10 protein-coding genes are annotated in these 11,416 nt (G+C 63.1%); 4 read left to right on the forward strand and 6 right to left on the reverse strand.

Features of this window, described 5'->3' with window-relative positions; genetic code table 11:
* Positions 1 to 79: 79 nt before the first annotated feature.
* Positions 80 to 1,072, reverse strand: a complete 993-nt coding sequence (locus GXP34_12565; protein ID NOY56798.1) for an SMP-30/gluconolactonase/LRE family protein — start codon at positions 1,070 to 1,072, stop codon at positions 80 to 82.
* Here GXP34_12565 and GXP34_12570 point away from each other — a divergent pair.
* The 3 genes from GXP34_12570 (at position 1,043) to GXP34_12580 (ending at position 3,957) form a co-directional block, all read left to right on the forward strand.
* On the forward strand, positions 1,043 to 1,321 hold the full coding sequence (locus tag GXP34_12570; protein NOY56799.1) for a Na+/H+ antiporter NhaA: 279 nt from the start codon (positions 1,043 to 1,045) through the stop codon (positions 1,319 to 1,321). The genes GXP34_12565 and GXP34_12570 overlap by 30 nt on opposite strands.
* Positions 1,322 to 1,633: 312 nt before the next feature.
* Positions 1,634 to 3,214 (forward strand): AMP-binding protein, encoded by a 1,581-nt coding sequence (locus GXP34_12575; GenBank protein NOY56800.1) that lies wholly within the window; start codon positions 1,634 to 1,636, stop codon positions 3,212 to 3,214.
* Positions 3,214 to 3,957, forward strand: coding sequence for an enoyl-CoA hydratase/isomerase family protein (locus GXP34_12580; protein ID NOY56801.1), 744 nt, complete (start codon positions 3,214 to 3,216; stop codon positions 3,955 to 3,957). Before GXP34_12575 ends, GXP34_12580 begins: the two co-directional genes overlap by 1 nt.
* A gap of 544 nt (positions 3,958 to 4,501) precedes the next feature.
* Here GXP34_12580 and GXP34_12585 read toward each other — a convergent pair.
* From GXP34_12585 to GXP34_12605, 5 genes are read right to left on the reverse strand one after another with little or no spacing between them, the layout of a single operon-like run.
* On the reverse strand, positions 4,502 to 5,410 hold the full coding sequence (locus GXP34_12585; protein NOY56802.1) for an ABC transporter permease: 909 nt from the start codon (positions 5,408 to 5,410) through the stop codon (positions 4,502 to 4,504).
* Positions 5,410 to 6,426 carry an ABC transporter permease gene (locus GXP34_12590; GenBank protein NOY56803.1) on the reverse strand — a complete coding sequence of 339 codons (1,017 nt, stop codon included), beginning with the start codon at positions 6,424 to 6,426 and terminating at the stop codon, positions 5,410 to 5,412. The genes GXP34_12585 and GXP34_12590 overlap by 1 nt, the downstream gene beginning before the upstream one ends.
* Positions 6,423 to 7,997: an ABC transporter ATP-binding protein gene (locus tag GXP34_12595; protein NOY56804.1), complete on the reverse strand. Its 1,575-nt coding sequence runs from the start codon at positions 7,995 to 7,997 to the stop codon at positions 6,423 to 6,425. The genes GXP34_12590 and GXP34_12595 overlap by 4 nt, the downstream gene beginning before the upstream one ends.
* A complete protein-coding gene (locus GXP34_12600) occupies positions 7,964 to 8,932 on the reverse strand; it encodes an alpha/beta hydrolase (protein ID NOY56805.1) in 969 nt (322 codons plus the stop codon). The genes GXP34_12595 and GXP34_12600 overlap by 34 nt, the downstream gene beginning before the upstream one ends.
* Complete coding sequence (locus GXP34_12605) at positions 8,932 to 9,660, reverse strand: GntR family transcriptional regulator (protein ID NOY56806.1); 729 nt, start codon at positions 9,658 to 9,660, stop codon at positions 8,932 to 8,934. The genes GXP34_12600 and GXP34_12605 overlap by 1 nt, the downstream gene beginning before the upstream one ends.
* Positions 9,661 to 9,925: 265 nt before the next feature.
* On the opposite strand from GXP34_12605, the gene GXP34_12610 reads away from it, so the two are divergent.
* Positions 9,926 to 11,050: a BMP family ABC transporter substrate-binding protein gene (locus GXP34_12610; protein NOY56807.1), complete on the forward strand. Its 1,125-nt coding sequence runs from the start codon at positions 9,926 to 9,928 to the stop codon at positions 11,048 to 11,050.
* The last annotated feature ends 366 nt before the right edge of the window (positions 11,051 to 11,416 follow it).

Raw genomic sequence — 11,416 nt, forward strand, 5'->3', positions numbered from 1 at the left:
CTCAGTCGTCGTGCAGGCGCAGCCGGGCGCGGGGCCCGGAGTGCGACCGGGTGCGGGGCCCGGGGTGCGACCGGACGGCTCAGTCGTCGTGCAGGCGCAGCCGGGCGATCCCACGTTCGACGAGGCTGCCGAAGTACAGGTACCCGCCGGATTGGCGCACACCGGTGATGACCGCATAGGCGCCGTTGGGATCCTGCAGGTTGTGCACGACGGTGCCGTGCTCGTCGACACCGAGGACGATCGCGTGACGTGACGGGGCGGGCTGGAAGCGTTCCGGCATGCCCGCCACCAGCTTGGCCAGCCACGGACGGGGCCCGAGCTTGTCGAGGATCTTGTCCCTGGGGCTCGCGATCGCGATCCAGAACACGTCCCCGTACTGCGACACGTTGTCGGGGAAGCCGGGCAGGTTGTCGATCAGGACATCGACCTCGCCCTTGTGTTCACCGGTGAGCCAGAGGCGCGACACCCGGTACATGCTGGTCTCGGCGACCACCAGGAACGACTCGTCGGCGCTCAACGCGACACCGTTGGAGAAGTACAGGCCGTCGAGGAGCAGCTCGAGGTTGCCGTCGGGGTGCAGGGCGAACAGGCGCCCCGTGTTCGAATGCTCCATGAGATCCAGCTTGTAGTGCGCCACGTCGAACCGGGTGCTGGACACGCTGAAGTAGATCGTCCCGTCGGCGGCGATCGACGCGTTGTTCGTCTCGAGGAAGCGTTCGCCCTCGAAACTGTCGGCCAGCGTGGTGAGCGTCCCGTCCGGTTCGAGACGCAGGAGCCCCCGGTAGGCGTCACAGATGATGAGGTTGCCGTCGACGTCGAGCTCCACGCCGAGGGGTCGCCCGTTCGTGTTGGCGAGGATCTGGGGTGCCCCCCACTCGGCGTCCCAGCGCAGGATTCGGCCGTCTTCGATGCCGGTGAAGACATGCCCGTGATCGTCGAGCACGACGTCCTCGGGGCCGACACCGGGGCCGGGCCAGATGTCGACGTCGGCGAGGGCGTTGTTCACCTCGTAGACGCCGACGAGTTCGGGAGCAGCAGGAGGCTGCCATTTCACGGGGTCGATGCGGGCCATCGGGTCACCTCCAGGGGGTCCACCCTACCGTCCGGGCTCGCCGACGCGCCGGGGCGGCCCGGTGTGCCGGGGTCGGGTCGGGTGGTCGGTGTGTCGAGGCGGCTGCCCGACCGCACAGGATGGACCCAGATCGTCGGCCTCGCCGCCCTCGTCGGCATCGGATTCACCGTGTCGCCGTTCGTCACCGATCTCGCTTCGGCGACGCAGGACCAGATCGTCCGAATCGTCCAGCGGATCTTGACGTCGTAGGTTTCGAAACCAGTTTGGTCCCAGGCGACTGCTCCGGAATCCGTACAAGCTCGAATGTGGCGGGAGGATCTTGGCGTCATCGTTCCGAATGCCCCCCACCACGGTGCCGGTTGCGCGGTGCGTTCCTTCCGAGGATCCCACCGGACGGTTGCCGACACTCACCGTGACTACCCTCGGGACACCACATGGACCCGCACGATAGAGAGGGACATCGATGATTGGACCGGCCGTGGCAAGAGATGTTCCGGGGGGTCCGGTTTCTACGGCCATGGCCGCTCTCGAGGCCATAGGATCCGACGACAAGGGGAAGTCATGTCTGTGAACCATCCGTACGCACACTTCTTGGGAGACATCCTGGCGGAGACGGCGAAGCGTGTCCCGGACAAGGAAGCGATCGTCTACAACGACGAACGGGTGACCTGGGCCGCCTTCGACCTGCGGGTCGATCATTTGGCCAAGGCCTTCCTCGAGATGGGGATCCAGCGTGGTGACCGGATCGGGATCATCTCGACCACTCGCCCCGAGTACCTGTACACGTACCTGGCGGCGGCACGCATCGGTGCGATCCTCGTCGGGTTCAACATCCTCAGCTCCCCGTCGGAACTGGCCCGGCTTGCGAACATGACGAGGCCTGCGGCGATGGTGGTGCTCGGGCGTGTCGGCGACAAGGACGTGGCCGCCGGATTCGAGCCGCTCTTCGACTCGATGCCGTTCGTCGAGCACTACATCACGATCGGTGAGGGGGCACCGGACGGTGCCACCCGGTTCGAAGAGCTGATCGCCGCCGACCGATCCGACCAGGACACCGCCCTCGCTGCCCGCCGCGCAGAGATGGAGGAAGACGACGGCGTGCTCATCGTGTTCACCTCCGGTTCTACCGGCGAACCCAAGGGTGCGCTGCTGACGCACAAGAGCATCATCGACAACATCGCCGTCGAGACGGCGAAACTCGGGTTTACGGAGGATGACCGGACCCTGCTACATCTGCCGCTGAGTCACGTGAGCGGCGCCACGGAGTTGTCCATACCTGCGCTGATGCTCGGCGCAACATTGATCGTCAGGGATCATTTCCATCCGGCCGATACCCTCGACATCATCCAGAAGGAGCGAGTCACGCTGCTCGGCCAGGTCCCGACGATGTACATCATGGAGCTCAACCTCCCGAACTACGGCGACTACGACCTGTCATCGCTGCGGGCAGCGGTCGTGGCGGGGGCCGCCACACCGCCTCCTGTCATGCGGCAGATGATGGAGATGGCGCCAATCGTGATCACCGGGTATGGGATGACCGAGGTCGGAGGTTTCGTCACATACACGGCACCAGATGACGATCCCGAAACGATTGGGCTCACCGTGGGAGCAATCGCTCCCGAGTTCGGGCTGCGGGTGGTGGACGACAGCCGCACCGAGCTTCCGACGGGCGAAGCGGGCGAGGTCGCGATTCGTGGAACGTGCGTGATGAAGGAGTACTTCGAGAATCCCGAAGAGACGGCGGCGTCGGTCGACGAGGACGGCTGGTTCTACACCGGAGACATCGGTCGGCTCGATGATCGCGGGTATCTGACACTCGTGGATCGCAAGAAGGAGATGTACATCACCGGCGGCTACAACGTCTATCCGCGAGAGGTCGAGGAGCAGATCAGCCACCATCCCGAGGTGGCGCTGGTTGCGTGCCTCGGCACCGACGATGCGGTGATGGGCGAGGTCGGATCCGTCTACATCGTTCCCAAGCCGGGTGCGGAGCTGAGCGCGAATGAGGTCCTCGTGCACTGCCGGCAAGGCCTGGCCGAGTACAAGATCCCCCGGTATGTTCACATCCGGGAAGCCTTGCCACTGACCTCACTCGGCAAGGTGGACAAGAGGAAGCTGCGCAGCGAGGTCGAGGGGGCATAGTGGAGACCCTTCGACTCGAAACCGACGGCCCCGTCACCTGGGTGTGGCTCGACCGGCCCGAGCGTCGGAACTCGTTCGACCAGACCACCCTCACCGAGCTGCGCGAATCGTTCGAGATGCTGGACGCAGACGAGACCGTCGGCGCCGTCGTCCTCGCCGCTCGCGGACCGGTCTTCTCCGCCGGCTTCGACGTCGAGTGGATGCTGAGACTCACCGCCAAGACGGTCAGACAAGAGCTCGCGGGCATCCGGGCGGTCTACGACACGATCGAGGGGTGCTCGAAGCCGTTCATCGTCGCCGTAGACGGCCCGGCCGTGGGCGGCGGGCTGCTTCTCGCCCTCACCGCCGACATCCGGCTCGCCACCGAGCGGGCCGGCTTCGGCGCCCCGGAAGTGAAGATCGGGATCTTCCCCTCGCTGGATCTCGTCCCGCGTCTGGAGCGAATCGTGGGGCTGGGAATGGCAAAGCGCATGGTCCTGACCGGCGACATGATCTCCGCCTCCGAGGCCGAGGGCTCCGGGCTCGTCGGGCGCCTCATCTCACCAGACTCGCTACTCGATGAGGCGGGAACGTTGGCGAGAGATCTCGCAGACCTCCCTCCGATGGGCGTGCAAACAGCGAAGAAGGCGTTCGCGGCGTCGCGGCGTCCCGGACATGCCGAGTGGGAGATCGATGCGTTCACCCGTTGCTGGACGTCGCCGGAACGTGAGCCGGCAATGCGGGCGTTTCTGCAATCCAGATGACGGCGATACGAACTAGCGCCGTCACCGCCCCAACAGGGCACGGCGCGACCGGGGCAGCCAGGTCTCGCCCCTTCTTCCCCCGGTACGGATGGGCATGCACGGACCCGTACGCGGCCTGACTGCCGATCACCAGGATCTCGGATACGCCAAGGACCGCCCCTGTGGCTCGGATGGCATCATCAAACTCGCCCCCTCGTCATGATGCCGACTCGCTCCGGGCGGACTGCCCACAGATCCGAGCCCGTTCCGTAGCCGTCAAGACGCCTGCGAACGGGGTGACATACGGCAGCTCACGGGCGTGCGGCCGATGATCGACCGGAACATCGGCAATCTCTTCGACCCGACGCTCGAGAATCAGCACCTATTCGTCCAGCAATCCATGAGCTGTGGGATGCTGCTGCTCCATACGACAGAGCTTTCGTCGCTCCCGAGGCGGCGCAGCGGCGGGCTCTTGCGTTGTCAAGGGCCATCTTGACGTCCTCGCCGGTGGCCGACGGCGATCTCCGCCGGTGGCCAAGGACAACCCGTTTCGAGGCTTACTGTCTCATTCCAGCCAATATGCTCGGGCGTGCTGGCGCGAGTAGACAATGACGAGCGCAAGCAGGGTTGCTGCAAACGGAATCGCCGCGGTAAGTTGCACGGGCAAACCGCTGGTCTGAAGACGTAGTCCCGCCGCGATGATGAACGTAAACGCCGCGCCGATCGTCAGAACCCGGAGTGTGCTGCCGAAGGCCAGCATCACGATCACCACAGCGATCCAACCGCGTCCGGCCGTCATGTTTCCCGTGAAGAGCGTGACCTGCCCGATGGATAGCTGGGCGCCGCCCAGACCCGCCAGCAGGCCGGCCAGGACAAGGGCGAGGTACCGCATACGGGTGGCACTGACCCCGAGCGACTCGGCGGCGTCCGGGTGCATGCCTACGCCGCGTATTCGTAGCCCGATGACGTGGTGCTCGAGGAACCAGTGAGTCGCCGGCACCATGGCTATCGCCAGATAGATGAGGGCTGAGTGGCCGGACAACAGCTCGCCAAGGATCGGGATACCGTCGATGAAGGGAATCCGGATCGCATGCAATCCGAGGATCCTGGGATCGTCAAAGCTTCCCCGGGTGTCGAAGAGCAGTCGCAGCAAGAAACCCGTAATGCCGATCGCGGCAAGGTTGAGAGCGACGCCTGCGACGAACTCGTCACCGTCGAAGCTCACAACGATCACGGCAAGGAGTAGCGAGTACGTCGCTCCCGCGATCACTGCAACTGCGACGCCGGCCCAGGCGCTCTCGAAATGGTATGAGCCCCACACCGCGGCAAAGGCGCCGATCAACATGTTGCCTTCGAGAGCGATGTTGAAGATCCCCGCGCGCTCGGAGATGAAGCCGCCGAGTGCGACAAGCAGGATCGGAGCCAGGGCGCGAACGGCCGTGGAGAGGATTTCCGGATTGAGGAGTGCCTCCATCAGCCAACCGGCTTTGACTTGGCTGCAAGGCCAACCTGCACCGTCATCATCAAGATGATGGTTGCCTGCAGTATCGCTATGAATTCGAACGGTACGTTGGTCGCTCGCTCGATACCGGCGGCACCAGACGCCAAGATGCCGAAGAAGGCGCTCGTCAACACGAGAACCCACGCTCGGCGGCCCGCAAGGATTGCCGCCAAGATGCCAGTCCACGCGACGCCGGCAGTTGTGAGGACACCATCCGCGTAGCGATAGTGGACACCGAGGATCACGACCGCTCCTGTCAGCGCGGCAATCGAGCCCGAAAGGCCGAGGACGACGTAGGTCGTGCTTTTGATATCGATACCGGATGCTTCAGCAAAATCGCGATTGGCACCCATCATCCGGAGCCGATAGCCGAATCTCGTCCGGTTCACCAATACTGCAGTTGCTGCCACGACCGCCAAGATGATGAAGACGCCGTAGCCGAGTGTCGTACCGGCGACCAGGCGAGGAATGCGCACCGATTCCCTGACCGGAATTGTTTGCCCGCCGAGGGATCCGCCTTCCTGGAACGTGAAATTGACGAGGTACGACACGGCGCCGACCGCGATGAAGTTCAGCAGCAACGTGCTGATCAGGATCGGAACGCGGTACCGGATCTCCAGGTATCCACCGAGGATTGCGAGCAGTGCTCCAGCAAGAGCGCTCACCGCAAGTGTCGTCGGGATGGCGACAACTCCAGGCAGGCTTATCGCTGCACCGACCACGGCTGCAGTCAGTCCTCCCAATGCGAGTTGACCTTCTTGGCCTATGTTGAAGATCCCGGCACGAAGTGAAAGCCAGGCCGCACCGCCAACCCCCAAGATCGGAAGAACCCGTGCTGCCGTCATGGCAATTCGTTTCCCATCGCCGAGTGACTCGAACAACAGAGCGCGATAGGTGGCCATCGGGCTCTCCCCCGTCACGGCAACGATGAGGATCGCCAGCGCCAGCGTGACAAGACCTACCGTAAGCAGTCGGAGCGACCGCGTCACTGGAGTGCCATCTCTGCGCCTGGGCCATCCGAACTACCCAGACCTGCCATGTATCGACCGATGGTGTATCGATCCGTGCCACTCGGCACCTCGGCGACTATGCGACCATCGAACATGACCAGGATGCGCTGACTCAACTTGGTTATCTCCTCCAGGTCGGCCGAGATCAGCAGAACGGAGGTGCCCGCTCTGCGGTGCGCTTCAAGCGCGTCGCGGATTTGTTCGGTAGCGCCGATATCGACACCTCGAGTTGGTTGCTCCGCGATAATGAGTGAACTATCCAGTTCGAGTTCTCGGCCCACGACGAGCCTTTGGGCGTTGCCTCCTGACAAGTCGCGAGCTGCCGTGCCTCCACCGCGGACGTTGAAGGTCGTGACGACTTGGTCGGCCCAAGATCGCATCGCCGCTCGATCGAGCCATCCTCGTCGGCTCAGGCCATGGCGCTCGAAATGTCCCATGGCCACGTTATCCAGCACGCTCTCGCCGCCGGCAAGGCCCCGCCGGAAACGATCCTCGGGAATGAAAGCCAATCCGAGATCGCGGCGTTCCTTGACCGTTGTGTTCGTGATATCGCGTCCCGAGAGCTCGATCCTGCCACCGAGGCTCCTGCGGAGGCCCACGAGTGCCTCGACCAACTGTTCTTGCCCGTTTCCAGACACGCCGGCGATGCCGACTATCTCCCCTCCTCCAATGTCAAAGCTGATGTCTTGCAGCGCAACTGCATTCGTTCCTGACGTGGATAGGTTCTGGACCGTAAGGACCGGGCTCCCCGGCGAGACAGACGCGACAGGTCCGCGCTTGCCGAGACTGCGACCGACCATCATGTGGATCAGCGCCTCGGCGTCGACGTCGGCCGTCCTGACCTCGCCGACAACTCTTCCTCCGCGAAGCACGGTGGCGGCGTCGCTGATCGCAAACACTTCGGGCAGGCGATGTGTGATGAAGACGATGGTCCGCCCCGATTCGCGCAACGACCGCAGAACGGTGAACAGTTCGTCGGCCTCCTGGGGAGTGAGCACCGCAGTAGGCTCGTCGAGCACCAGCACTTCGGCGCCGCGATAGAGAACCTTGAGTAGCTCGACCCGCTGTCGTTGCCCAACGGCGAGATCTCCGACCAGAGCTGCCGGATCGACGTGCAGCCCAACTCTCTCACATAGCTGGGCTACCGCGGTTTCGGCATCCCCCTTGCGGTACCACCCGTGCCGAGCGGGCTCGGCGCCGAAGACGATGTTCTCCGCAACCGTGAGGCGATCGAACAGCATGAAGTGCTGGTGGACCATGCCAATCCCCGCTCGCACCGCAGATCTCGGTCCATGGAAATCGACTTCTTCTCCCTGAACAAAGATCTCGCCTTCGTCGGCCCGTTCCACGCCGGCAAGAATGCGCATGAGTGTTGACTTGCCCGCGCCGTTCTCGCCCACAAGTGCAGTGATTTCAGCTCGACGTGCCCGGAAATGTGCACCACTCAGCGCAGTAGTGGAGCCGAATCGCTTCGAGATGTCTCGCATCTCGATCCCCAACGGACCAGACGTGTTCGTCAAACCGGTCCCTTCACTCGCGCAGCGATCCACCTCCCAATGGTGTCCGTGGCGATGGCTGCCATTGGAGTAGGAAACGCGTCGAACGCGTGGATGGAACTGGGATACACATGCACACTCGTCGAATTGTCCGCCGCCATCCAACGGGCACCCATGATCAATGTGTCATCGAGGAGCGGGTCGAGGTCACCCACCGTGAAGAGGGCGTCGGGCATATCACTCAGGTCGGCGTATATGGGCGACACAGCCGGATCCGCTCTATCGCCGACGTAGTCGACGAGAAAATTGTCAATCATGAATTGCACGGTCGCCAGCGGCAGCACATGCCCGTCGGGTCGCAACCGCAAACTTGGACTCATCGACAGGTCGTAGAGGCCATAGAGTAGATTGGCGCCGCAGAACTCCCTGGCGGCGTCGTGGTGGTCCCTGAGACGGAGCAACGCCAACGTGGCGAGATGGGCGCCTGAAGACTCGCCACCTATCACCAGTCGATCAACGTTCAGCTCGGATCTGCCCGTCTCGAGAAGCCAGAGAGCGATACTCTCACAGTCGTCCACCGCCTGCGGGTATGGGTGTTCAGGGGCCAGCCCGTAGCTTGCACAGACAACCGTAACCTCGGCATCACACGCCAGCCGCCACATGCGTGTGTCTTGAAGGTCGGGCGCTCCTGACACCCACCCACCGCCATGAATGAACAGATACGCGCCATTGCTCACGGTCGGCTCGAAGATTCGGACAACCGCCGGGCCGCGACGAGTTTCAACCGTCCGTTGCTCGGCCTGGGCAACATGCGTCGGCGCCGGAAACCCTCCCCCACCTTCACGGTATCGGCGCCGGGCCTCAGATATCCCCATTTCCTCGAGGGGAGCCTCCGAGAGCTGTTCGTCCATCACCAGCTCATTGACTCTCACGCTATCGGCTTCGTAGGCGGTGAGTGGGCCATCAGGAATCCAGATCATCTTCGCCATCAAGGCTTCTCCGGCCGTTCGGGGTAGAGAACGACCTGGCCGTGTTGAATGATGCCCGGACGGTGATAGCTGTGCAGATGCACGACGCGCTGGCCCGTCGACGTGACAAGCACCCCATCGAAAGAAAGGAGGGGGGCCGCGACATCGACCTCGAGCATCGATGCGAGCGCCTCTGTGGCAGGCACCGCGTCGACGAGATCAACCCTCCACTGGGGCAATTCGCCGTAGATCTCGTTGACAGCGTCGCCGACCGGCGCGCTCACGTCGGTATTGATCGTCATGGGCCATTTGGGCAGCAGCAGCGTCTCGACCTCGACCATGACGGGTCTTTCTCCACCGCTCCATAGCTTGATCGAGCGTCGCGCAGGTTGGCCCACATCGACCTGAAGCCGATCGGCTACTTCCTTGTCCACCAACACCGGGCCTGATTCGATTACCCGAACTGAAGGCTCCAGGCCGGCTGCCAAGAGCCTCGCTCGAAAGTCGCTCTGGGGAAGGGCACTCGAAATCTCGACGGCCGCCGGGTTCATGGCTGTCGCGGTGCCGTGCCGTCGCTTCACCACTCCTTCAGCTTCCAGGCGCGAGAACGCCTCGCGGACGGTGGTACGGCTGACGTCGAGTTCCTCGACGAGTTCGGACTCGGTGGGAAAGGGCTGCTCATTGGATACCGCCTCGGCCGCCTTCAGCCGGAGGCGGTTGGCAACGCTCTCGACCAGGTACCTACTCATCGGCACGCCCCTCGAGGCAGCCGCCGATAGTCGCGTAGAACACGCCGCGACGACGCAATCGATCCCCGCCCAGCTCTCGCCCGTATGTCGCTGGGTGGTGAATCAGGCACGCTATACATCCTATCACTCCATACATGTGGCCCCCAACTCATAATAGCTCTACTTGATATCCCTACCGTAAGATAGTATACCTTACCTTCACACGAGGTTAGTGACATCATGACTGACCGTCGGTAGCTTCGCGGCCCGTGCGAAAGGAGATCTGGTGGCACCAACAAGGCAACTAGTGAAAGTCATGGCGGTCGTAGTCGTACTGGCGGTCCTCTCGACCGCTTGCGCCGGCAGCAAGGGGGCGGAGCCCACGACGAACACCGTGGAGACTGCGTCCACCGCCGCAAGCACTGCAGAGACCGTATCAACCACGGCACCATCAACCGCCACTACCGACGGCAATCAGCCGGCGACAGCCAAGACCCGTGTCTTGCTGCTGACCGAGAATCCCATCGGTGACAGCGCCTATTTCGGCAGCGGCAAGCGTGGCCTCGAGCGGGCTGCCGCGGATTTCGGGATCGAGACCGGAATCATCGAGGCGGCCAGCGATCCAACCAGCCGAAGCGACGCACTCCGCGGAGCAGTGCTGGAAGACTGGGATCTCATCGTGCTGATGTCCTTCGCATTCAACGACAGCCTCACAGAGGTTGCGCCCGAGCATCCGGACCTCCAGTTCATATGTGTTGATTGCACCGTCGATGCCCCCAACGTCTTGAACCTCGACTTCCGAACACAGGAGGCCGCGTATCTGGAAGGTCTGATCGCCGGTCGACTGACTGAGACCAACATAATCGGTTCTGTGCTCGCCATCGATATTCCTTACCTGCACCGCTGGGTAGACCCGTATTACAACGGAGCCCTCGAGGTCAACCCCGACCTCACTCCCCTCGACCCGCTCGTGGTGGGTTCTTTCGACGATCCCGTTACCGCCAAGGAACTCGCTCTCACTGTGGCGGGGCAAGGGGCAGACATCGTCAACGGTCTGGCGGCAACCGGCAACGTTGGAGTGTTCGAAGCGGCGCAAGAAGCTGACTTCTTGTCGTTCGGCGTCGACGTCAACCAGTGCGGAGAGGCGCCTGGCCACATTATCGAGAATGTCGTCAAGCGGGTCGATGAGGTTGTATATCGATCAATAGAGAGCTTCTTGAATGGTGAAAAGCTCGGGACCTTCGCGTCCTTTGGGCTGGCCGAGAACGGCGTCGGCCTATCGCAGTTCATCGAAGACGGCCCGACCGGTTGCGTGTTCGCAGACCACCCAGAGCTGTTCGACGAGATACTGGCCGCACAGCAGGCCATTATCGACGGAAGCATCGTGATTCCCGACCCCGCTGCCGGCTAGAGCGAAAGGCCCGGTCGGTTCCGACTCGGACGGACACCAGGGGACCAAGGCCGACGCAGGCCCGGCATGCGTCGGCTCAGGCCTTTGGCACCTCGGTCCTGGACGGAGAGCGGCCCGGCAGCAAGCACAGAACAATATGCCCACGCCTTGGCGGGTTTGACCGGGAGATCTGGTCACCCCCGCCAATTGGTGTCACACGGTCTGAGAACCGATATGACGGCCCAAGGCACTGCTCATGGTTTCCCGGCTCCGACACTTGTGAGCATGCGTTGAAGACGAGACGGCCTGGGACCGTCAATCAAGAAGATTGTTCGTACCAGCACGAGGTCGACCACGGGAAAACCGGCGGCAGCTTCCTCGGGTCGC

Source organism: Actinomycetota bacterium (genome assembly GCA_013152275.1).
Taxonomy (GTDB): Bacteria; Actinomycetota; Acidimicrobiia; order Spongiisociales; family UBA4744; genus BMS3Bbin01.

Excerpts from the sequence above, each read along its gene's own strand:
- GXP34_12565 (NOY56798.1), bottom strand. The coding sequence starts at position 1,072 with ATGGCCCGCATCGACCCCGTGAAATGGCAGCCTCCTGCTGCTCCCGAA.
- GXP34_12575 (NOY56800.1), top strand. The coding sequence starts at position 1,634 with ATGTCTGTGAACCATCCGTACGCACACTTCTTGGGAGACATCCTGGCG.
- GXP34_12585 (NOY56802.1), bottom strand. The coding sequence starts at position 5,410 with ATGGAGGCACTCCTCAATCCGGAAATCCTCTCCACGGCCGTTCGCGCC.
- GXP34_12600 (NOY56805.1), bottom strand. The coding sequence starts at position 8,932 with ATGGCGAAGATGATCTGGATTCCTGATGGCCCACTCACCGCCTACGAA.
- GXP34_12605 (NOY56806.1), bottom strand. The coding sequence starts at position 9,660 with ATGAGTAGGTACCTGGTCGAGAGCGTTGCCAACCGCCTCCGGCTGAAG.